Annotated in this window: 26 protein-coding genes and 1 tRNA gene; 23 read left to right on the forward strand and 4 right to left on the reverse strand. The window is 67.1% G+C overall.

The window, feature by feature from the left end; translation table 11 throughout:
* Positions 1-13: 13 nt before the first annotated feature.
* Entirely contained in the window at positions 14-1,411 is a 1,398-nt protein-coding gene (locus M3M54_RS01210; protein WP_249020372.1) for a deoxyribodipyrimidine photo-lyase, read from the reverse strand.
* Positions 1,412-1,476: 65 nt separating this feature from the next.
* On the opposite strand from M3M54_RS01210, the gene M3M54_RS01215 reads away from it, so the two are divergent.
* Together M3M54_RS01215 and M3M54_RS01220 are read left to right on the forward strand one after the other, a co-directional pair.
* Positions 1,477-1,548, forward strand: a tRNA-Gln gene (locus M3M54_RS01215).
* Between the two features lie 49 nt (positions 1,549-1,597).
* Entirely contained in the window at positions 1,598-1,822 is a 225-nt protein-coding gene (locus tag M3M54_RS01220) for a hypothetical protein (RefSeq protein ID WP_249020373.1), read from the forward strand.
* A 66-nt stretch (positions 1,823-1,888) separates the two neighbouring features.
* Here M3M54_RS01220 and M3M54_RS01225 read toward each other — a convergent pair whose 3' ends face one another.
* Together M3M54_RS01225 and M3M54_RS01230 are read right to left on the reverse strand one after the other, a co-directional pair.
* Positions 1,889-2,476: a DsrE/DsrF/DrsH-like family protein gene (locus M3M54_RS01225; RefSeq protein ID WP_249020374.1), complete on the reverse strand. Its 588-nt coding sequence runs from the start codon at positions 2,474-2,476 to the stop codon at positions 1,889-1,891.
* Positions 2,477-2,504: 28 nt separating this feature from the next.
* Entirely contained in the window at positions 2,505-2,864 is a 360-nt protein-coding gene (locus M3M54_RS01230; RefSeq protein WP_249020375.1) for a helix-turn-helix transcriptional regulator, read from the reverse strand.
* A 166-nt stretch (positions 2,865-3,030) separates the two neighbouring features.
* On the opposite strand from M3M54_RS01230, the gene M3M54_RS01235 reads away from it, so the two are divergent.
* The 21 genes from M3M54_RS01235 to M3M54_RS01335 are packed head-to-tail and all read left to right on the forward strand — an operon-like array spanning position 3,031 to position 20,708.
* Positions 3,031-3,273 carry a sulfurtransferase TusA family protein gene (locus tag M3M54_RS01235; RefSeq protein ID WP_249020376.1) on the forward strand — a complete coding sequence of 81 codons (243 nt, stop codon included), beginning with the start codon at positions 3,031-3,033 and terminating at the stop codon, positions 3,271-3,273.
* A 9-nt stretch (positions 3,274-3,282) separates the two neighbouring features.
* Positions 3,283-3,657 carry a DsrE family protein gene (locus M3M54_RS01240; RefSeq protein WP_249020377.1) on the forward strand — a complete coding sequence of 125 codons (375 nt, stop codon included), beginning with the start codon at positions 3,283-3,285 and terminating at the stop codon, positions 3,655-3,657.
* Positions 3,657-4,388, forward strand: a complete 732-nt coding sequence (locus tag M3M54_RS01245) for a 4Fe-4S dicluster domain-containing protein (protein WP_249020378.1) — start codon at positions 3,657-3,659, stop codon at positions 4,386-4,388. Before M3M54_RS01240 ends, M3M54_RS01245 begins: the two co-directional genes overlap by 1 nt.
* A 20-nt stretch (positions 4,389-4,408) precedes the next feature.
* A complete protein-coding gene (locus M3M54_RS01250) occupies positions 4,409-5,611 on the forward strand; it encodes a heterodisulfide reductase-related iron-sulfur binding cluster (protein WP_249020379.1) in 1,203 nt (400 codons plus the stop codon).
* On the forward strand, positions 5,604-6,653 hold the full coding sequence (locus M3M54_RS01255; RefSeq protein ID WP_249020380.1) for an FAD-dependent oxidoreductase: 1,050 nt from the start codon (positions 5,604-5,606) through the stop codon (positions 6,651-6,653). Before M3M54_RS01250 ends, M3M54_RS01255 begins: the two co-directional genes overlap by 8 nt.
* A gap of 1 nt (position 6,654) precedes the next feature.
* The gene (locus M3M54_RS01260; protein ID WP_249020381.1) at positions 6,655-7,422 is read left to right on the forward strand and encodes a hypothetical protein; all 768 of its coding nucleotides are present in this window, start codon (positions 6,655-6,657) and stop codon (positions 7,420-7,422) included.
* Positions 7,423-7,425: 3 nt separating this feature from the next.
* The gene (locus tag M3M54_RS01265) at positions 7,426-8,721 is read left to right on the forward strand and encodes a (Fe-S)-binding protein (protein ID WP_249020382.1); all 1,296 of its coding nucleotides are present in this window, start codon (positions 7,426-7,428) and stop codon (positions 8,719-8,721) included.
* Positions 8,722-8,723: 2 nt separating this feature from the next.
* On the forward strand, positions 8,724-9,743 hold the full coding sequence (locus M3M54_RS01270; protein ID WP_249020383.1) for a biotin/lipoate A/B protein ligase family protein: 1,020 nt from the start codon (positions 8,724-8,726) through the stop codon (positions 9,741-9,743).
* A complete protein-coding gene (locus tag M3M54_RS01275; RefSeq protein WP_249020384.1) occupies positions 9,743-10,186 on the forward strand; it encodes a glycine cleavage system protein H in 444 nt (147 codons plus the stop codon). Before M3M54_RS01270 ends, M3M54_RS01275 begins: the two co-directional genes overlap by 1 nt.
* Positions 10,183-11,136 carry a radical SAM protein gene (locus M3M54_RS01280; RefSeq protein WP_249020385.1) on the forward strand — a complete coding sequence of 318 codons (954 nt, stop codon included), beginning with the start codon at positions 10,183-10,185 and terminating at the stop codon, positions 11,134-11,136. The genes M3M54_RS01275 and M3M54_RS01280 overlap by 4 nt, the downstream gene beginning before the upstream one ends.
* Entirely contained in the window at positions 11,133-12,278 is a 1,146-nt protein-coding gene (locus tag M3M54_RS01285) for a biotin/lipoate A/B protein ligase family protein (protein ID WP_249020386.1), read from the forward strand. The genes M3M54_RS01280 and M3M54_RS01285 overlap by 4 nt, the downstream gene beginning before the upstream one ends.
* Positions 12,275-13,423 carry a radical SAM protein gene (locus M3M54_RS01290; RefSeq protein WP_249020387.1) on the forward strand — a complete coding sequence of 383 codons (1,149 nt, stop codon included), beginning with the start codon at positions 12,275-12,277 and terminating at the stop codon, positions 13,421-13,423. Before M3M54_RS01285 ends, M3M54_RS01290 begins: the two co-directional genes overlap by 4 nt.
* Before the next feature lie 12 nt (positions 13,424-13,435).
* A complete protein-coding gene (locus M3M54_RS01295; RefSeq protein WP_249020388.1) occupies positions 13,436-14,206 on the forward strand; it encodes a hypothetical protein in 771 nt (256 codons plus the stop codon).
* Between the two features lie 10 nt (positions 14,207-14,216).
* A complete protein-coding gene (locus M3M54_RS01300) occupies positions 14,217-15,176 on the forward strand; it encodes an electron transfer flavoprotein subunit alpha/FixB family protein (protein WP_249020389.1) in 960 nt (319 codons plus the stop codon).
* Positions 15,173-17,248, forward strand: coding sequence for a (Fe-S)-binding protein (locus M3M54_RS01305; RefSeq protein ID WP_249020390.1), 2,076 nt, complete (start codon positions 15,173-15,175; stop codon positions 17,246-17,248). Before M3M54_RS01300 ends, M3M54_RS01305 begins: the two co-directional genes overlap by 4 nt.
* Positions 17,245-17,706, forward strand: a complete 462-nt coding sequence (locus tag M3M54_RS01310; RefSeq protein ID WP_249020391.1) for a hypothetical protein — start codon at positions 17,245-17,247, stop codon at positions 17,704-17,706. The genes M3M54_RS01305 and M3M54_RS01310 overlap by 4 nt, the downstream gene beginning before the upstream one ends.
* Position 17,707: 1 nt before the next feature.
* Positions 17,708-18,013: a hypothetical protein gene (locus M3M54_RS01315; RefSeq protein ID WP_249020392.1), complete on the forward strand. Its 306-nt coding sequence runs from the start codon at positions 17,708-17,710 to the stop codon at positions 18,011-18,013.
* Positions 18,010-18,450, forward strand: a complete 441-nt coding sequence (locus tag M3M54_RS01320) for a glycine cleavage system protein H (RefSeq protein WP_249020393.1) — start codon at positions 18,010-18,012, stop codon at positions 18,448-18,450. Before M3M54_RS01315 ends, M3M54_RS01320 begins: the two co-directional genes overlap by 4 nt.
* Position 18,451: 1 nt before the next feature.
* Positions 18,452-18,907 (forward strand): hypothetical protein, encoded by a 456-nt coding sequence (locus M3M54_RS01325; protein WP_249020394.1) that lies wholly within the window; start codon positions 18,452-18,454, stop codon positions 18,905-18,907.
* Positions 18,907-19,578, forward strand: coding sequence for a Rieske 2Fe-2S domain-containing protein (locus M3M54_RS01330; RefSeq protein WP_249020395.1), 672 nt, complete (start codon positions 18,907-18,909; stop codon positions 19,576-19,578). The genes M3M54_RS01325 and M3M54_RS01330 overlap by 1 nt, the downstream gene beginning before the upstream one ends.
* Positions 19,575-20,708 carry a hypothetical protein gene (locus M3M54_RS01335; RefSeq protein WP_249020396.1) on the forward strand — a complete coding sequence of 378 codons (1,134 nt, stop codon included), beginning with the start codon at positions 19,575-19,577 and terminating at the stop codon, positions 20,706-20,708. The genes M3M54_RS01330 and M3M54_RS01335 overlap by 4 nt, the downstream gene beginning before the upstream one ends.
* On the opposite strand, the gene M3M54_RS01340 is transcribed toward M3M54_RS01335, so the two are convergent.
* Positions 20,692-21,456, reverse strand: coding sequence for an MOSC domain-containing protein (locus tag M3M54_RS01340; protein WP_249020397.1), 765 nt, complete (start codon positions 21,454-21,456; stop codon positions 20,692-20,694). The two genes, M3M54_RS01335 and M3M54_RS01340, sit on opposite strands and share 17 nt — an antisense overlap.
* Positions 21,457-21,561: the final 105 nt, after the last annotated feature.

Below are 21,561 nucleotides of genomic sequence, written 5' to 3' on the forward strand. Positions count from 1 at the left end.
CCGGGCGGCGTGCTCAGCCGCTACGGGCCCGTTCGTAACGCGCGATCGCCTCGCGTCGGGCCTGGGCGTGGTCGAGCACCGGCACCGGGTAATCGGCTCCGATGATGCACCCCGCGTGGCGCTGGACATCTGCTGGCATCGTCCATGGCTCGGCCAGGTAGGCGTCGGGAACCGAACGCAGCTCTGGCACGTGGCGGCGCACGTAGTGGCCTTCAGGGTCGAACTTGAGCTGTTGCAGCGTCGGGTTGAACATCCGCCGCGAAGGCGGCTGCGGGTCGACTCCGACCGATGCGATCCACTGCCAGTTGCCGTTGTTGTTGGCCTCGTCGCCGTCGAGCAGCGTCCGCATGAACCAGCGCTCGCCCCAGCGCCAGTCGATTCCCATGTCCTTCACCAGGAAGGAGCCGACGACCAGGCGGGCACGGTTGTGCATGTGGCCGGTGTGCAGCAGCTCGCGCATCGCGGCGTCGACCAGCGGATAGCCGGTACGTCCCTCACGCCAGGTGTCAAACAGCGGCATCGACCGGTTCCACTCGATGCGGCCGCGCAGCTGCGGCTGTTGCTCGGCGCGGGCGTTGCCGGGGTGGTGGAGCAGCACGTGGGCGTAGAAGTCACGCCAGCACAGCTGCCGCCTGGCCGCCTCGGCATCGTCGCTGTCGGGCAGGAGGCTCTCCAGCTCGCGGGCCGATACACAGCCGAAGTGAAGGTAGGCGGAGAGGCCGGAGGCGTGCGGCTGGCCGAGGTCGTCGTGGTGCTCGTGGTAGCCGTCGAGGCCTTCGCCGGCGGCGAACGCCAGCATGCGTTCGCGTGCCGCGTGCTCACCGGGCGCAAACGGGGCTTGCGGTGGCAGGTCGCCGAGCTCGGGCAGCGGGCCGGATGCGGGCGTGGGCGGCGGTGCCGGCAGGCTCCGCGGCGCGGGGTGCACAGCTCGGCGTGGCAGCGTCAGCCAGCGCCTGTAAAAAGGGGTGAAGACGGTGTAGGGGGTTCCGCTGCCGCTCGTGACCGCGGCGAGGTCGTCGGCCACGAAGGTTCCGGGACCAAGGGTGAGGCTGCTGCCGCCGGCTGCGAGCGCGTGGGCGACCGCGCGGTCGCGCCGCCGCGCGAACGGGCTGACATCGGCGGCGGCGTAGACCGCCTCGGCCGCCAGCTGGCGTGCCAGGTCGGGGATGGCTCGCTCGGGAGGGCGGTCGACAAACACGAGCCGCGAGCCGGCAGCGCGTAGGTTGCGGTCGAGTTCGACCAGGCAGCCGCGCATGAAGGCTGCGCGTGGTGCGGAGCGGTGGCGGCCCGTAATCAGCCGCTCGTCCAGGCAGAACACGGGCACCACCAGTTCGTGCTCGGCCAGGGCGCGCGTCAACGTGGGGTTGTCATGGAGTCTCAGGTCGCGCCTGAACCAGACGATCGCGGTCACCGCGGCGCACCCTAGCGCAGGCGCCCGTCCGGCGAGCCGTCACGGCTATACTCGCCCGGGCAATTTGCGGGATGGTGTAATTGGCAACACGCCAGGTTCTGGCCCTGGTATTCAAGGTTCGAGTCCTTGTCCCGCAGTTCGCGTCTCGGCGCTAAAGGCCTGGCCTCGGTGGTCGATGTTGTGGCCATGCAAAGCGAGATGCTGTCCGTGATCGGCTCTTGGGGCCGCGCCTGCCTGGATCGTCCCAGGCGCTGGCTCAGAGAGCTTGGCTTACAGGAGAGTGGCCAGGGATTGCTCGAATACGGGCTGGTGCTCCTGCTCGTCTCGATCGTGGCGGTGGTGGCACTGGCGGCGATCGGTCACCACGTGACCGACTTGGTCAGCACCACCGCCCGCCGCGTCCACCCCTAGACTGCGCGCCGGCTCACCGGTGCGCGGCGCGTTGAGGAGGCGGTCCAGAAGCGCGTAAGAAAGGCCTCAGATGAACAGGCTGATGGCGGAGCGCTGCATCCGCTCCAGCGCGGTCGCGGCGCCGGCCGGCTCATCCAAGCCGGCGATCAGATCGGCGTCCTTGAGACCCATCAGGTCCATGGTCATCCGGCAGGGCCACAGCTTGACGTCCATGTCCTGGGCCATCTCGATCAACTCCTCGGGGGTGGCCACGCCGTTCTTGTCCGCGAGCTTTCGCATCATCATCGGGCCCATGCCGGCCATGTTCAGCTTTGACAGCGCGGCGTGCTCGGCGCTACCGCGATTCATCAACGACAGTGCGCGTGTCATCCAATTGGTTCCGGTCATCCGCCGCTCCTCGCGCACGAGCGGGAAGAGGCCCCAGAAGGTGAAGAAAACGGCCACATCCATCCCGCTGGCCGCGGCCGTCGTGGCGAGGATCGTCGTGGGCCAGATCCGATCCAGGTCGCCTCCCCAGGCAATGAAGGTGGCCATGTTCGGATCGCGCGTCTCGTGCTCGCGTGCGAGGATGAGCTCGGTTACGAAGGCGCGCAGGTCCTCCGGGCTCATATCCCCGACCGTGGTGGCCTCGCTGGTGATGGTTGTTGGTTGCATTTAACCCCTCCTCTGGGTCGACCTGCTGCTAAAGGTCCGGCATCGCCGCCTCGAGCTCAGCGCCCCATTTGAGCCAATGGTCGTTGAGCGACTTGCAGACGACGCTGCAAACCTCCTCGAGTGACGGGTCAACGATCCGGTAGTAAGCGGTGGTACCGTCGCGTCGCCGAGCGACCGTGTGGTGCGCTCGCAACATCGACAGCTGTTTGGACACAGTCGCGTAGGAGCTCTCGATCCGCGCAACGATCTCGCCAACGCTCAGCTCGCCACTCGCGTGAAGCTCGTTGAGGATGCGCAGCCTGGTCGGGTCGCTGAGCAACCTGAAGCGGTCGGCCACGCGTTCGACCAGCGCTGGATCCAGGGCGGGAAGCATGCCGTTTCTGGGCATAGACCCCGGCTAGGTTAGAGCATTTGCGAAACTGTGCAAGTAGTCGAGTAACGGCCCAGTTTGTTCACTTCCGCCGCGCCCACAGTTTTCCTATTACGCCAAACTTGACAGGCACCGATGGTGAGCCTATGCTCGGCCCATCAACCAACGAGGGAGGGTTGTGGAAATGTGTGCGGATGTGGCGACGCCCACGCAGACGCTGGACGTCAAGGGTAAAGCGTGCCCGATCCCGGTTGTAAGGACCGCGAAGCTGATGAAGGAGATGACCCCCGGCGATGTGCTGGAGGTCTTCGCCACCGACCCCGGTGTCGAGCCAGACATGCACGCTTGGGCGAGGCAGACCGGGAACGAGCTGATCTCCATCGACCAGACCGCGGGTGCTTTCCGTGTCCTGCTGCGCAAGCGCTGAGGTGCGTCGATGAGCGACGAGTCCTCGGTCGTCTACGTGGTGACGCACGGTGTGGATTATCCCGAGCGGTGTGCCACCCCGTTTTTCCTGGCTGCTGCTGCCGCCGCCATGGACGCCGAGGTCTCGATTTACTTCACAATGCGCGGACCCGAGCTGCTCAAGAAGGACGTAGGCGATCAGATCGGCCCCAAGGGTGAACAGGGGGAGCGACTGAGCTACTTCATCGAACAGGCGCTCGACTGCGGTGTCCAGCTGCTGATCTGTCAGCCGTCGCTTGACCTCAACGACCTGACGCTCGATGACCTGATCGAGCCGGTGCGGATGATCGGCGGCGCGGCGTTCAACGACATCGCCATGCGAGCTGATGCAGTGATCACGTTCTGATGTCGGCCAGCGCGCACCTCACCCCGACGCGTGCCGACTCGGCCGCCTACAAGCTCGGCACCACATACCCAGACGTGCCGCTCGAAGAGAAGCAGCGCCTGTTCGATGAGGTCAAGACGGATGAGCGCTTCCACGACTACCTCTATGGCTGCTACGAGTGCGGGATCTGCGTGGCCGCCTGCCCGTCGGCGCGCTATTACGACTTTTCGCCGCGCCGGATCGCCCAGGCTGCTGCCCGAGAGGACGTCGAGCTCGTCTACCAGCAGATGCAGGAGGACATCTGGGACTGCTCGCAGTGCTTCTCCTGTCTGCGTTGCCCGCGTGGTAACAACCCTGGCGGGATCATCACGCTGATGCGTGAGGTCGCGGTCAACAATGGCCTCGAGTCCGCCAAGCAGGCGCTGCGCGGTTACACGCGGATCATCTACAAGATCATGTCGACCGGCACCCAGGTCTCTCCCGACATGCTCCAGGCCGATGCGTTCCCGGACTGGGGGCCAAGTGTTGCGCTGGTCTCCGAGAAGCTCGACCTCTGGCGGCGCGCGTTGCCGCCTGAGACGCACCACACCACCACCACAGGGTGGCAGATATCGACCAAGACGCTCGTCGAGCTTTACCTGATCTGGCACAAAACGGGCGCGTTGGCGATGATCGCCGAGCTCGCGCGAGCTTGCACAGCCTGTTGGAGGAGGTCATGGAGGACTTGCTGGACGAAGAGGGTTACGAGCTGAGTTAGCCAGAGGAGCATCAGATGACCATTCCGGTAGAGAAGGTCGCCGGTCCACGCCGGCAGAACAAGGCCGAGTTCCGATGGAGCGACGAGCACGCGCCAGCCGACTTTCATGAGCGGCTGTTCGAGCTCGAACAGAAGGGTGAGCTTGTGGTCCAGCGCGTTGACACCGAGCACATCGAGGTGCCGGTGAAGTACGGACGGACCAAGAAGGTGCCGATCGGTCACACCTGGCACCACAAGAGCTGTGGCCAGTGCGGGCACATCCCCGGCTACTCCACGTCGATCTTCTGGGTCAACCGCAAGCTCGGGATCGAGTATGAGGATCCGACTGACCAGACCTCGTGCACGGCGTGGAACTACTATGCGTCGGCAACCTCGAATGCCGCTGCTCAGGCGGCGGTGGCCGTGCGCAACTTTGCCGCCGCCTACGAGACCGGCCGGTTCCCGATCATTCACTGCGGAACGTCCTTCGGCCACTACAAGGAGGTCCGCCAGGAGTTGCTCGCGCACGATCACCTCAGGGATGAGGTGCGACGCGTGATGGAGTCACTGGGTAAGCCCCTCGTGCTTCCCGAGGAGATGGTGCATTACTCCGAATGGTTTTACGCGATGCGGCATGAGATCGCCAAGCACCAGGTGCGCGACTTTTCCAACATTGCCGTCACCGTGCATCCGGCCTGCCACTACTACAAGCTTGTCGAAGGCGACGCCATCTATGACCCCGAGGTGTATGGCGGCCAGCGGACAGCGATCGTGTCGGAGGTCGCCCAGGCGCTCGGTGCGGAGGTGCGTGACTACTCAACCTGGTTTGACTGCTGTGGCTTTGGGTTTCGTCACATTCTGGTCACGCGTGACTTCACGCGCTCGTTCGCGACGCAGCGCAAGATCAAACGCATGAAGGAGGAGGCTGATCCGGACGTCACCCTGACCCACGACACCGGCTGCGTGACGACGCTCGACAAGAGCCAGTTTGCCGCCAAGGCGCAGGACCCCAACTTCGCAACGATCCCGGTGATGTCAGAGGCTCAGTTCGCGGCGCTGGCTATGGGTGCGCATCCCTACCTCGTCTGCCAGTTGCACTGGCACGCGGCGGACTACAAGCCGCTGCTCGAGAAGATGGGCATCGACCATGAGAAGGCATGGGCGCAGTTCGAGGAGGCGACGGCGCGGCTCGAGCGAGGCGAGCAGCAGTATCTGACGTGGGAGGATGCGGATGTCTGACAGAGTCGTTGTGATCGGCGGCGGTCCGGGCGGCATCGAGGCAGCCCGGCAGGTCGCCGACCTTGGGCTGCCGGCGGTGCTGGTTGAGCAGCGTGAGCGGCTCGGTGGGACTCCCATCTTCGCCAACTACGCCGCGCTGACGCCCTACTTCGCCAACGCGGAGGAGGCCATGGACGCGATGATCGCCGAGCTGGCCCAGCGCGGGCGCGCCGAGGTTCGCACCTCCACGACCGTCACCGGGCTCAGCGGCGAGGCGGGCGCGTTCACGGTTGAGCTGTCCACTGGCGAGCGCCTCGACGCTGGCGCGGTGATCGTCGCGACCGGCTTTGATCACTTCGACCCGGGTCGGGAGCGCCAGATCTACAACTACTACCAGTATCCGGACGTGCTCGCACTGCAGGACCTCGAGGCACAGCTCAAGGAGCATAAGGTTGTTGTCCCGTCCACCGGCAGGCCGCCCGCGAGCATCTGCTGGGTTCAGTGCGTCGGCTCCCGCGACCGCAACATCGGCAATGAGTGGTGCTCCAAGGTCTGTTGCGGCATCGCCTCCAAGCAGGCGATCGAGGTCCGCAAGCTCTCACCCGAGACCCGGGCCTACATCTTCTACATCGACATGCGGATGTACGGGTACTGGGAGACGCAGCTCTACTGGCCGGCTCAGGAGCAGTATCACGTGCAGTACATCAAGGGCATCATCACCGAGGTGCTCGAGCGCGGAGACCGACTGATCGTGCGTGGCGAGGACACCACCATGGGCCGGCCGATGGAGGTGCCGATGGATATGGTCATCCTCTCGGTCGGCATGGAACCGTCCGCCGGCACCAAGGCGATGAGCGACGTCCTCGGGATCGAGCGCAACCGCCATGGCTTCATCGAGGTCATCAACCCACCGCTCGACACCGTGACCACGAGTCGGCGCGGCATCTTTGCCTGTGGCGCCGCGCTCGGCCCAGCTGACCTTGAGGACACCATCTCATCAGCCGGCGCCGCAGCCGGCAAGGCGGTTGCGCTGGTGCGCCGAGACAACCTCGCGGTCGCCTGAGATGGCCGGCGGCGCGGGGCCGGTGGCGGTCGGAGAGATCCCAGAGGTCGATGTACCCACAGCCAAGGAGCTGATTGAGCAGATCCACGAGCACATGAGCGTGGCCGCGCTCGCGGCGATCGTCAGCGAGCTGGAGGCGAAGGTCGCGGCGATGCGGACGTCCCTGGAGCCTCCGGTTCCGGGAGCAGCTGGCCTGCGCCAGGCGCTCGAATGGACCTTCGTCGGACGCCGGCGCGGCAGCGCCGTCCTCGGCATCCGCTCAGACGCTGAGCTCTCCAGCTGGGTCTCCGGTCTGTTTGACTCCTCGGCGCCCCTCGCCGCCCGTTTTGACCGCTTCTGTGCGGCCGCCGGCCCGCTGGCCGGCGGCCAGGCGGCTGAACTGGCCTCTGAGCTGCTGCACTTCACCGCACCCGATCGCCACTGGCTGTGGTCGCGCTGGATGTGGAGCAACGAGAGCCGCACTGGTGCGCTGCCCCTATTGATCGGCGACGATTTCGAGCTCGACGGCGGGTCGCTGGGGGAGACCTATGAGCGGGTCGGCCGGGCGTACGCGATGCTCGACGACTCGCCCGAGGCGTCCGCGTTCCGCCCTGCTGGCGGGGGCAGCCTCGGCACCGACCTGCTGCTCGCCTGCACCTACGCGGTCTACATGCGCACGGTGCTCGGTCTCAAGATGACCCAGGAGTTCAACGCGCTGGTGCCGGCGATGCCACAACTTGTGCGCCGCCTCCTGGGGGTTCACTTCAAAGCGCTTCAGGAGGTTCGATAGCTCATGCCCATCGGAGGTCAGAAGCAGCCGCCGGTCGTCAGGGAACTCGCCTCGGCGGTGCTGGACGGTGTGGAACTCTCCGCGGAGTGGAACCGTCAGTTCGAGACGCGGGTGATCGAGGATTACGACTCCTCGCCGCTATTCGAGCTCGCGGCGCTCACCGAGGCCGAGTCGATCGAGTGGTGCTACGGATGTGGCCGCTGCGTGCCCGTCTGCCCGGTCGACGTGGTTGGCGAGTACGGGCCGCGGAAGGTGCACCGCAAGCTGCAGACGGGCATCAACCTGCTCGACGATCCTGACCTCTGGCTGTGCACCACCTGCGGCAACTGCCTGCGAGTCTGTCCCAAGCAGGTAGACATGATCAAGATCATGCCTGCGGCCCGCGAGGCGGCGATGGCGCAGGGCAAGGAGGTCCCGGCCGAGCTTCAGGGCGTGTTCGAGTCGACCTTCAAGTACGGCAATGCGCTGGGTCAGTCGCCGCGCAAGCGCCCCGCGTGGACAAAGGGGGCTGGGGTCCCGGTACGTGACCTCACCAAGGAGCCGGGGCGGGTTGAGTACCTGCTCTACGTCGAGGACTATTGGGCCTACCACCCCCGCGGGAACGATGCCGCCCAGGCGTTTGCGCGAATCATGCACCGGCTCGGCATCGACTACGGGATTCTCGGTCACGAGGAGAAGACGCTCGGTGACTCGCAGCGTTTGGCGGGCGAGAAGGGCCTGTTTGAGATGCTGATGGAGCAGGTGGTGGAGACGCTTGACCGGTTTGAGTTCGGCGCGATCGTCACGCCCGACCCCCACGGCTTCAACGCGCTGGCAAAGATCTATCCAAAGTACGGTCACGAGTTCAACGTGCTGCACTACACGCAGCTGTTGGCGCCGCGAATCGGTGAGCTGGAGTTCACCACACCGCTTGATATGCGGGTCACCTTTCACGATCCCTGCTACCTCGGCCGCCACAACGGCGAGTACGACGCGCCGCGTCAGATCCTCGAGGCATTGCCAGGGTTGGAGCTGGTCGAGATGATGCGCTGCCGCGAGAACGGCTACTGCTGCGGCGGCGGTGGCGGCGGGATGTGGCTCGACGGCCACACCGTCAACCACACCAGTGAGCGCCTCTCTGAGCGGCGCGTGCGTGAAGCGGCAGAGACCGGCGCCAACGTGCTCGCCGTCTGCTGCCCCTATGAGGTGTCCCGCTTCGAGGACGGGGTCAAGTCGACCGGACTTGACGGCCAGCTCAAGGTCCGGGACCTGGCCGAGCTGGTGGATCAGGCCCTCGGCGGGCCGGGGGCGGTCAGCTGAGCGTGGTCCAGGCAACGCTGCGTGTGATCGATGCGGGCGCTGTTGGCGCGGAGCGCTCTCAGGCGCTCTGGCATGGGCTCGCCGACGCCATGGGGCCGGCTGACGCGCCTGTGCTGTCGTTCTGCCGTCCCGCCGAGCCCTACGTCGGGATCGGATATCACCGGCGGCTGGACGAGCTTGATCGTGCGGCGTGCGCACGGCTGGGCCTGCCGATTCTGCGTCGCCAGATCGGTGGTGGACCGGTCTATCTCGACTCCGACCAGCTGTTCTTCCAGCTCACGCTGCCCGCATCCTCGGCGCCGTCGGGCGTCTTGCGGCTCTACGGCGAGCTGCTGGGACCGGCGGTCCAAGCGCTGCGCGCGCTGGGTGTCGACGCGGCTCTGGCGGGAGTCAACGACATCGTGGCCGGTGGCCGAAAGGTCTCGGGCACCGGTGCGGGTCAGATCGGTGAGGCCGTGACCGTCGTCGGCAACGTGATGTTCGCATTCGACCACGAGCGGATGAGCGAGGTGCTCGCATTCCCAGATGAGGCGATGCGGGCCGACTTCCTGTGCCTGTTGCGCGCGAACCTCGGAACGCTCCCTGACCTCGACCCCACGGCCCTGAAGCAGAGCCTGGTGAGCGCCTACGCAGCCGCGCTCGGCCGCGAGCCGGTTCGGGACCTGCTGCGGTCGGATGAACTGGCGGCGATCAAGCGGTGGGACGAGCGGCTGCGCGACTCGAGCTGGCTCGAGGGGCCCGCGCTGGCGGCGACCCCCGGTCGTCAGGTGAAGGTCCGTGCCGGCACCTGGCTCTATGACGGCGAGTCGGACGGCCTGCGCGTCCGTGTGCGGGTGGAGGAGGGACTCATAGCTGAAGCCCGGGTGACGGCCCCCTGGCTGAGCGGTGCCGCCGCAGGGCTCGCGCGTGCTCTCGTCGGGGTGGCTGCGCGACCACACAGCGTGGCCGCGAGCATGGATCGATTCGAACACGAGGGGGAGCGTGTGCTCGCTGCGCTCGCTCCCGGATTGGTGGTGCGGTGATGATCACGGTGGCCGGCTACGACGTCGATGAAGGGCTCGAATACGATCCCGATTACAACCTCTGGGTGGAACGGCGCGGCTTGGGTGTGGTGCGTGTTGGCTACGACCCGCTCGGAGCCGAGACGGTTGGTGACATTGTCGCCGTCGCGCTGGCGGCGCCGGGCCGGGCTCTGGTTCGAGGATCGGCGCTGGCCACCATCGAGGCTGCCAAGTTCGTCGGGCCGCTGCCGGCTCCGGTCGCCGGGGACGTGAGGGCCGTCAACGAGTCGCTGGCGCGGAACCCCGGCGCCATCAACTCCGATCCATTCGGCAGCTGGATAGCCGAAATCGACGGTGTCACTGACGACGCGTTCTCGCACCTGATCGCTGGTGCGGAGGCGATCCGGAGTTGGTTCAGCGCGACGGCCGAGCGTTTTCGCCTGCAGGGGGTGATCGCCGAGTGACCACCGTCACAGAGTTGCCCGACGGTATGCGAGTCCGCTTGGAGCGTTTCGGTAAAGACATCCAGTTCTACGCTCCCGGTCTGAAGCGGTGGCAGTCGAGTGAATGGACGCCCGAGCGCGCCAATCGCTTCCTGCCGGTGTCGGTGACCGGTACGGCGTGCGCATTGCAGTGCGAACACTGCAAGACCAAGGTGCTCGAGGGCATGGTGACGCTCGGTGACGGCCGGGATCTGTTTGCCACTGCCGAGCGCCTGAAGGCGCAGGGTACCGATGGACTGCTGGTCTCGGGTGGTTCGCAGCGCCACGGCGGCGTACCGCTCAAGCCACACTTCGACGCGATGCGTCGCGTCCGGGAGGAACTCGGTATGCGGGTGGTCGTCCATTCCGGCGTCGTTTCGCCCGAGCTCGCTGCGGGGCTCGCTGATGCCGGCGTCGATGGCGTGATGCTCGACATCATCGGCAGCGAGCAGACGATCCGCGAGGTCTACCACCTCGACCTGACGCCGGCCGACTTTGATCGGTCGCTCGATGTCCTGGCCGAGCGGGGCCTGAGGATCATCCCTCACATCGTTCTCGGCCTTCACTACGGTCAGTTCGTGGGCGAGTGGGAGGCGCTCGAGATGATCGCAAGCCACCCGGTCTCGACGCTGATCCTCGTGGTTCTGACGCCGCTGGTGGGGACGCCTATGGAGCACGTTCCGCCGCCGCCGGTCGACGAGGTGACCGATTTCTTCGCTCTCGCACGCGCCCGCATGGCCGATACGAGGATCAACCTCGGTTGCGGGCGCCCGATGGGACAGATGAAGGTTGCGCTCGACCGGGCTGCGATCGATCAGGGTCTGAACGGGATCGCCTACCCGGCCGAAGGGATGGTCGCCTACGCCCGTGAGCGTGGTCTTGAGCCGGCCTTTCATGAGTACTGCTGCTCGCTGACCTGGGCTGAGCTTTGAGCTTCTGGCGGCTGATTACCGACGACGGCGCCGGCCCTGCCGACGGGCTGGCCGTCGACGAGGCGTTGATGGTGCACTACGGCCGTGACCATACGGCTGCCTCGGAGGCGGTCATGCGGCTCTACACCTACCGGCCTCACGTCGCGCTGGTCGGCCGCTACCAGGTGCTCGACGCGGAGGTCAACCGGGCGGCCTGTCAGGAGCGCGGAGTTGGTGTTGGCCGCCGCCCCACCGGTGGTGGCGCGATCATCATGGGACCGGGTCAGCTCGGCGTCGCCGTTTGCACCCGAGCCCCGGCCGATCTCGGGCCGCGTCAGCTGCTGCGCCAGTATGCCGGCGGGATCGTGGCTGGTCTCGCCCGCCTCGGCGTGCGCGCGAGCTTCCGAGGCAAGAACGACATCGAGGTCGCTGGACGTAAGCTCGCCGGACTCGGCCTCTACGTCGATGACCGCGGAGCGCTGCTTTTTCACGCCAGCGTGCTGGCTGACCTCGACGTCGAGCTGATGCTCCAGCTTCTGCACATCCCGGGGGCAAAACTCGAAGACAAGGGCGTCGCGAGGGTCCATGAGCGTATAACCACGGTGAGCGCCGAGACCGACCGCACCCTCGACGGCGCCGCACTGCGCGCGGCTGTCTGTGACGGGTTCTCGGCGCAGCTCGGGATCACGCTTCGCGACTCCGAGCTCGACGACGCCGAGCGCGACCGGGCAGCCGAGCTGGAGCGCGAACGTTATGCAGCGCCAGCGTGGATAGCGGGGCGCGTGCCGGCCGGCGACAGTCATGGCACGGCCGTTGTCAAGACCGGACTCGGGTTGATCCGGGCCTACGCGGGCGTCCAGGACAGCTCGCTCTCCTCGGTCATGCTCGCGGGTGACTTCTCGGTCATGCCCGAGGAGCTCACGCGGATTGAGGCGGCGCTGCGCTGGAGTCGCGCAGACCCCGAGCGGATCACCGCGATCGTCGCCGGCGAACTCGCCGGTAGCAGCGTGGATATCGACCCTGGGGTGCTTGCTGGGGTCGTGTGGGCCGCGGCCGAGCGTGCGCTCGAGCGCACCGGCGGCGCCGTTCCTGTCCGGACCGCCGGATCGTGTTACTTCCCGGCCGTGGTGGCGGCCACCGACGCAAGCGAGGTTTCGCAGTGAGCGCCAGTACCGTTGAACTTCCCCAGACTACACAGACCGAACATCAGAGTCCCGAGTGGGTTCGCATCTCATACGCAAGCGCGCTGGCGCTGCGCTTCAGATCGGGCCGCTTCACGCAGCCGTTTGACTTTGGCGGGATCAATCTGTTGCTCTCCTACGACCGCGGATGCCTGTCGGATTGCGGTTACTGTGGCCTGGCCAGGAACCGTCCCGGTGACTATGAGGAGAAGTCGTTCATCCGGGTCGACTGGCCCCTGGTGGAGACCGACGAGCTGGTCCGCCGGCTCGTCCGCCACGAGGACAAGCTGACCAGACTGTGCATCTCCATGGTCACTCACGGCCGCGCGTACCCTGACACGCTGGACATTGCCGGGCGCATCACCCGCAGCGTGGCCACGCCGCTGTCGCTGCTCGTAGCGCCGCCGACCCTGAACGAGGCGCGGCTTCAGGCGTTCCGTGACGCTGGCGCCGACATGATCGGGATCGGCCTTGATGCGGTGACCGAGGATCTCTTCAGATCGCTGCGCAGCGATGTGCCGAAGGGCGGCCTGAAGTGGAGCCAGTACTGGCGGATTGTGGATGCGGCGCGGCTGATCTTTGGCGCGTGGAAGGTGAACTGCCACACCCTTGTCGGGCTGGGCGAGAGCGACGCTGATCTGATGGGGATATTCACCCGGCTGCTGGAGGGCCAGATCTTCTCCTACCTGTTCTGCTTCAACCCGGAGCCTGACTCGCGCATGGGGGCGCTTCCCAAGACGCCGCTGCAACGGTGGCGACGCGTCCAGCTTGCCAAGTTCCTGCTCGAGGAGCGCGGGATAGCGCCGGAGCAGTTCCGCTATGACGACGCTGGCACGCTTGTCCGGATTCACGCGCCACGGGGGTTGGTGGAGGCTGTGGTCGCCGACGGTCATGCGTTCATGACCAACGGCTGCCCGTCATCCGGTGGCGAGCCGGGCTGCACTCGGCCGATGGGCAGCTGGCGGCCGACCGAGCCCCCGCGCGACTTCCCTTGGCGGCCACGCGGTGTTGAGTTAGACGGCATCCGAGCCGCGCTCGACCTTGACAGCCTGGTCAGTCCCGGCCCCGGACCCAGCCGGCCGCCTGAGCTTTGCGCACCGCCCGCGGCGGGGCGGGTAACCGAATAAGGAGAGATGGGCATGAAAACTCTTGTTCCCCTGAAGCAGACGGTCGACCTCGTGGAGGAGCTCGAGCTCAACGACGACGGCACCGACGTCGAGCGCGAGTACCTCACGTTCAAGCTCAACGAGTGGGATGAGCAGGCGCTCGAGGAGGCGCTGCTGATCAAGGACGCAGTTGGTGGCGAGGTCACGGTGGTCGCGCTCGACGAGCCGGATGCCGACCAGAGCCTCTACGGCGCGCGCGCCAAGGGGGCGGATCGGGCCGTGAAGCTGACCGGAGATTTCGCCGCCGGCGTTTCGAGTCATGCCCGCGCCGCGATCCTCGCCGGATTCCTGGAGTCGCAGAGCTTTGATCTGGTCTTGATCGGCGTTCAGACGCCTGAGGATCTGGACGGCCAGACCGGTGTGATCCTGGCCGGCATGCTGGGACTCCCGCACGCATCGGTTGCGGTGGCGGTCGAGCCCGACGGCGACGCGCTCAAGGTCACCCAGGAGATGGGAGCCGGGGTGACGCACCAGCTGAGGATCGTCGGCCCGGCGGTGGTGGGTGTGCAGGCTGCGCGCGCGGCGCCGCGCTACGTACCGATCTCACGGATCCGCGCCGCCATGCAGGAGGGTGGACTGGAACAGCAACCTGCCGCCGAGGTTGAGGCGGTGAGCGGCCTGACGGTGCGCCGCATGTACGCGCCACAGTCGAGCTCCCACGCCGAGATGTTGGGCGCCGATGCCGACGCGGCCGCCGCACGAATCATCGAGATAATCCGCGAGCGCGGCGTGCTCAAGGTCTGAGGGAGAGAGTATGAGCAACGACATCTTCGTTCTGGTGGAGCACCACGGCGGTGCGATTTCGGAGACGACCAACGAACTCTTCGGCATGGCCAGGGGGCTCGCTGAGGCGTCCGGTGGGGCGGTCGTCGGCTGCCTGCTGGGCAGCGGCGCGAGCAGCCTGGCGGAGGGGCTCGCGGCTGACGCCGTGCTGTCTGTGCAAGCCCCAGAGCTTGCCGCGTTTGTGCCCGAGGCGTACGCCGCGACATTGGCCGCGCTGGTCGCGGAGCGCGATCCACGGGTGCTGCTGATCGCCAACACGACGGTCGGAATGGATGTGGCGGGCGCCGTCTCGGGTCGCACAGGCCGTCCGCTCGTCGCCTACTGCTCGGCGATCACCGTCGAGGGAGACACGCTCGTGGTGACCAGCCAGGTCTATGGTGGCAAGCTCAACGCGGAGGTGCAGACCGCCAGCGGTGCGATCGTGTCGGTCGTCGGCGGCTCGGCGCCCGCGGCCAGCGGCGGCTCACCGACCGTTGAGACTGTTGCGCCACCGGATCTGAGCGGCCTGCGCACGACCTTCGTGGCTCGTGTTGAAGCGCAGTCAGGCGACGTCGATATCACCGGCGAGGAGATCCTTGTCTCGGTCGGTCGCGGGATCGGTGGTGAGGACAACATCGAGCTTGCCCAGGAACTGGCCGACGCCCTGGGTGCAACCGTGTCCGCGTCACGGCCCGTCACCGACGCCGGCTGGCTGCCCAAGAGCCGCCAGGTGGGCAAGTCAGGGCGCAAGGTCAAACCGAAGCTCTACCTCGCCTGCGGGATCTCCGGCGCCCCGGAGCACCTGGAGGGCATGAGCGACGCGGAGCTGATCATCGCCATCAACACGGATGAGAAGGCTCCGATCTTCGACGTTGCTCACTACGGTGCCACAGCTGACCTATTCGACCTGCTCCCGGCTCTGACAGACCAGGTGAGGGCGGTGAGCACGTGAGTCATGTGGCGTTCCCGATCGTCTTCGGGATCGCGCTGCTCGTCTTCGTCGGGACGATCGGCGGCCGGATCAGACTGCTCGCCACGGCCCGCCCGGCGCGTCGTTTCGACCGGCTTCCCGAGCGCGTGCAGCGGACCATCGTCTACGCCTTCGGGCAGAAGAAGTTCCTGACCGGCGAGCAGCCGGCCGGCATCGCGCACGCGTTGATCTTCTGGGGGTTTGTCGTCCTCGGCCTTCAGGTCATCACCCAATTCGGGCGGGCCTTAAGTGTCAACTTCAACATCCCAGGATTCGGCCCCAACCAGCTGCTCGGTCCACCGTTCTTCGTGGCGCGCGATCTGCTGGAGCTGGTCGTGATCGTGGCTGTGAGCTACATGCTCTACCGACGGCTGGTCGTGCACACACCACGGTTGTTCGGGCTGGGACGGGCAGAGGAGCGCTACCGCGGAGCGCCGCACTGGGAGGGGATCCTGATCCTGGTCTTCATCCTCTTCATCATGGTCGGCGGCCTGCTCGCCGACGCTGGCCGTCTGGTCTGGCTCGACATCCACGGCAACGAGCGCGAGTTCGCACCGCTCACCGCGCTGGTTGCGGACATCATTGGCGGCCTGGGCCGGAGCGGCGGACACACCGTCAGCGAGATCGGCTGGTGGTTGCACAACCTGACGGTGCTGACCTTCCTCAACCTGCTGCCGCTATCGAAGCACTTCCATATCATCACCGCGGTTCCGAACGTCTTCTTCGGAGAGCTACCGCCCAAGCAGGTGGCCCGCAAGCCGGGCGCCCTGCAGACGCCGCCCGCCGGAGTCGCACGCCTTGAGCCGCCACCCACCGGTCTCACCGGCATCGCCTCGCTCGCCGACGTCAGCTGGAAGCAGGTGCTCGACGCGTTCTCGTGTACCGAATGCGGACGCTGCACCGCGAAGTGCCCCGCGACCGCGAGCGGCAGTCCGCTCGCCCCGCGCCAGCTGGTGCTCGACATCCGCGACCGGCTCTACGCGCACCCCGCCGAACAGCGCGGCGCCGTCGCGGGCGCGGCGCCACTGATCAGCGAGGATGTCCTCTGGTCGTGCACGACCTGCATGGCCTGCGTCGAGGCCTGCCCGGTCGGCATCGAGCACGTGCCGACGATTGTCGACATGCGCCGCAGCCTCGTCGACCAGGGGCGCATGGAGCCGCTGCTACAGCAGACGCTCGAGAACTTCGCAAAGCAGGGAAACTCATACGGGAAGTCCTCGAGGATGCGTGCCCGGTGGACCAAGGGCTTGGACTTCACCATCCCCGACGCCCGCACCGAGCCGGTCGACTACCTCTGGTTCGTCGGTGACTTCGCCTCCTTCGACGAGCGCGTCCAGACCGCTTCGCAGCGCGTGGCACGCATCCTCAACGAGACGGGGATTTCGTTCGGTCTTCTCTACGACGGTGAGCGCAACGCTGGCAACGACGTGCGTCGAGTCGGTGAGGAGGGTCTGTTCGAGATGCTCGTCGAGCACAACATGGCCATGCTCAGGGACGCCAGCTTCGAGGCGATCTTCACCACCGACCCGCACTCACTCAACACCCTGCGCAACGAGTATCCGGCGTACGGGCTCGACAAGCCGGTCTACCACTACACCGAGCTGCTGGCAGAACTCGTAGCTGACGGCCGCATCAAGCTGACAACGCCGCTCACCGGTACCCGTGTCACCTATCACGACCCGTGCTATCTGGCCCGTTACAACCGGATCACGGACGCGCCCCGCAAGCTGATCGCCGCGACCGGCGCAGAGCTCGTGGAGATGCCGCGCCATGGCACCAACACCTTCTGCTGTGGGGCGGGCGGCGGGCGGATCTGGATGGACGACTCCAAGCTCGAGGAGCGACCCAGCGAACAGCGGATCAGGGAGGCGCAGGAGCTCGGCACCATTGACTATTTCGTCGTCAGCTGCCCGAAGGATCTGGCGATGTACTCGGATGCGGCCAAGACGGTGGGAGCGTCGTTTGAGGTCGCCGAGCTCACCGCGCTCGTGGAGCGGGCTTTGGGAGTGGCGGAGCCTGAGGTTCTCGCCGCGCCCGCCGGGAGAGAGCGGTGAGTTCCACGACGCCCTGTGTATCGCCGCAGCTGGCACGTTCGCTCGCGGCGCGGCTAAGGGACGCGACCGCGGCCGGCGAGCAGCTCGCCTCCTTTGCGTTCGGCGAGGATGCTCCCACTCCCGGCCCGGAGCTGGTCGACGGCGACGAGCTCGACGTCGCTCACGACTTCCTGCTGCGCACCCTGGGCGAGATTAGCGATCCGGTCAACTGGGAGATCCTTGCCGCAACGGTACCTGGCGGCGGGATCGGGCTTGACGATCTGGCGGCGCAGCTGCAGCGGCCACGCCTGGCCGTCACCGAGCGGGTCAACGCGTTGATCCAGCTCGGACTGATGAGCCGTGACCTCGAGCACGACCGCGTCTGCGCCTCACCGGCCGGCGATGGGCTGTTTGAGCTGATCCGCGAGCTGGACGCAGAGATCGCGCGATGGCTGTCGAAGCGGCGGCGGGCCGGATGAGATGCACTGTCCGCTCTGCGAGTTCGAAGACACCAGGGACAGCGTTCACGGGCACCTGGTACAAGCCCATGGTGAGGCCGTCGAGACCTGGACCGTCGGCAGTGGCCGCATGCGTTACAGGATTGTCTGTCCTCGCTGTGGCGCCGAGCACGAGGCGAGAGTTAAGCCTCGCGGTCAGGATCCCGTGTTCCTGGAGACGTTCTCCCGAGAGATAAGGATGGTGGCGTTTGACATGCTGATCAACCACATCGTGGCGGAGCACGAGGCAACGGTGACATCCGAGCAAGAGGCTGGGAGTGAGAGATGACGACGGTCAACGGCTGCAACATCCCCGACGACCTTTACTACCTGGTTGACAAGCACGTCTGGGCACGACCCGAGGGCGACGCGGTCGTGGTCGGTCTGACCGATGTCGCACAGAACCTCGCCAAGGGCATCATCTCAGTAACCACCAAGCGTGCCGGCAAGTCGCTTGCCAAGGGCAAGAGCATCGGCACTGTGGAGAGCTCCAAGTGGGTCGGACCGGTACCAGCGCCGGTGAGTGGCGAGATCGTTGAGGTCAACGACGCGCTGACCAGCGACCCAGGGCTGCTGAACCGGGATCCCTACGGGCTCGGCTGGATCGCAAAGCTCAGGGCCGACGACTGGAGCGCGGATTCGGCCGACCTGGTCACGGGCTCGGCTGGAGTGGACGCCTACCGGGCTTTCCTTGACGCACAGGGGATCTCCTGCCAGGAGCAGTGAGATGCAGGTCTACGCCGGTTGCGCGCTTCCCGAGGAGTATCTCTACCACCTCGACTTTGACGTCTGGGTGAGGCTGGAAGCCGATGGCAGTGCGCGCCTGGGGATGACTGACATCGCCCAGACGCTCTGCGGACGCCTGGTCTCGATCTCATTTCAAAAGCGTCCAGGTGACCGCGTCAGGCGCGGCCGGACGCTGGTGGTGATCGAGAGCGCAAAGTGGGTGGGCCCGTTCCGCTCGCCGCTCAGCGGCGAGGTGCTGGAGATCAACCAGGACGCGTTCCGCGCTGACATTGCAGTCGTCAACCGCGATCCCTATGGTGCCGGTTGGCTGATGCGACTGGACCCTGTAGCCCTCGCGCAGGAGCGCGACGACCTGGTCGACGGCTTGGCTGCCTTCCCGGTCGTGCGGGAGCGAATCGAGCGCGAGCAGATACGCTGCATGCGCTGCGTCGAGTGATGGCGGGCGTGATCCTCCTGCGCACGACTGATTCGCTCGTCGTCCGGCGAGTCGCGGCGGTCGCCGTCGCGGTCGGCCTGGATATGGCGACCGCGATCACTACGCCTCTGCCGGAGCCCGCGGCTCTGACGGGACTGGTTGTCGAGCTCGGAGGAGAGGCCTCGCTGGAGGTCATCGCGGACACCCGTCGCGCCGCCCCCGACTGCACGATCGTTGCCTTTCTGCCGCGGCCCGATTCGGAGTTGTGGCTGCGCGCGGAGGCCGCCGGCGCCGACGTGGTCACCACGCGCGGCCGTGTGGACCGCGCGCTGGCGGACACGCTCGCCGACCGGCTCAGTGGCCGGCGCCGGGCCAGGCGGATCCGGCTAGCGCCGCTTGCGGAGTTCGCCGGTCGCCTCGGGTATGTCGGCCGCGTGGCGGAAACGCCTGTCGGGCCGATCTCGCTCTATCACCTCGACGGTGCGCTGTGGGCGATCGCCGACAGATGTCCGCACGCGGGTGCGTCGCTCTGCGAGGGCGAGCTGCACGGAGACGTCGTCACCTGCCCGCGGCACGGAAGTCAGTTTCGGGTCACCGACGGCGCCCGGGTCCGAGGGCCAGCCGACGTCGGCGTCTCCACCTACCCGGTGCTGGTGGAGGTTGGAGAGGCCTTTGTGGAGATGCCCGGTTGAGCAGCGACAGGCATGTGGTTGTTGTCGGCGCGGGTCCGGGCGGGCTCGCCGCTGCCGCGCGGCTGCGCGATCGCGGCGGCGGTCGCGTTGCGGTCACCCTCATCGCACCTGGGCTGCGCGCGACCTTCCTCGGTGGCACTCTGGATGTCGCGCTTGGTGACCAGGAGCCCACGGCGTTCTCGGCTCCAGTTGACATGGCTGGCGTTCGCTGCATCGATGCTGCGGTCAGTGCTGTCGCCCCCGACGGGGTCGCGCTCGGCGACGATCGTATTGCTGCCGACGCGGTGATCGCGGCTCCTGGGCTTGTGGTCGACGCCAACAGCATGCCGAGTTGGTCCCGGGTGGTGGCGGCTTGGGACCCCTATGGGGCGCGGCGGTTGCGTGAGCGGGCGCTTGGCCTGCGCGCGGGTCGCGTGCTCGTAGCGATCACCGCCGTACCCTACCGCTGCCCGCCTGCGCCGCTTGCGCTCGCAGTCGGTCTGGCCGGCCGCCACCTGGAGGCCAGACACGCGGTCAGGGTCACCGTGGCGACGCCCGAAGCGGTGCCCTTGGCCGGTGTCGGCGGCGAGGCGCCGGCGTTTGTGAGCGACGCCTGCGCCGCCGCGGGCGTCACGCTTGAGCGCGGTTTCGTGCCCGACTTGCAGGCGAGCGCCGATGGGGTGCTGCGCGCCACCGACGGGCGCGAGATACCCTACGACGGAGCCTTCCTGGTACCGGCTCACCGTCGCGCGGCCTGCCTCGAGGGGCTTCCGGGCACCGGACCGCTGGTCGCTGTCGGCGAACGCGGGAGCGTCGACGGCAGCCCGCTGTATGTGGTCGGTGACGCGGCGGGTACTGGCCTTCCACGCGCGGCCGGCTTCGCCAGCGGGGCCGCGGTGGCGGCCGCTGACGGGGCGCTCGAGTCGCTGGGCATCGCTCCGGCGCCGCCACCGCCAGCCCTGGAGGCCTCGTGTTTCATGTTTCATCACGGCCGGGCGATCAGCCGGATCGGCGTGCGTTACACCGGAGACGGCCCGTCGGTGCGGATCGACGGGCCGAGCCGCGATCTGTGGCCCGCGCGTACGGGCGAGCTGCGCCGTTTTTTGGAAGCCGCGGGCGCGCCGGGGAGTGGTGTCACGGCAGCGGGCTGACGCTGTCGCCGACCCTGACCGCGCCGGGCTTCAGCACGCGCCCGTAGACGCCGAACGGAAGCGGCTCGGTGGTCTCGAGCCCGCGGCGATAGGCGCGCAGCAGGTCGAGCGTCGGCAGCGTGACTTCTCCGGTATCCGGGTCGCGGCTCGTGACCAGGCAGCGCCCGACGTGGCCGTCGAAGCGCAGCACGGCCCCGCCGACCTGCAGACGCTGTCCGAGCCAGCCATCCTCGGCGTGCTCGGCCACGCCGTCGACCTCGATCAGCATGCGGAAGCGGCGTCCATCCACCGTTTCGGAGCCGGCCTCGTGCGCGAGCCGCTTCAGGGAAGCGCGCGAGATGAGGCTGACCGCTCCCCGTGCGCCCCGGTCAACCGCAGAGCCGGCGGCAAAGAGCCGTAAGCGTGTACCGCAGAACTCGGAGATCGCATCTGCCCACGGGCCCTCGACCAGCTGTCCCGCAACGCGATGCGAGTAGAACTGGCAGTCGAGCGTGTCGCCGAGCTCGACCTGCTCGCGGATCATGCTGCCGTCGGGGAACGTGACGCTCAGCCTGTCGCCTTCGAGGCCGCTGACCAGCTGCTGCAGCGATCCGATCTGCTTGGCGTTACGCATCCGCTGCTTGTCGTCTGCCAGAAAGAAGCGCCGGTCTCCCTCGGCTCCGCGTTCACTGAGCGCAATGCGCGCGACGCTAACGAGCTGTGTCCCCTTGATCGTCGCCGTGTGCAGCGCGCTTACCGTGACGCTCATATCCGTCACATTGCAGCACAGGCAGGCGTGGATAGCGCGGGTAGCGCGCCGGCTGCACGCGCGAGCGCAGGCACAGTGAGAACACGGACCCGCGCGTGTTACGCA

Source organism: Conexibacter sp. S30A1 (assembly GCF_023330665.1).
Classification (GTDB): domain Bacteria; phylum Actinomycetota; class Thermoleophilia; order Solirubrobacterales; family Solirubrobacteraceae; genus Palsa-465.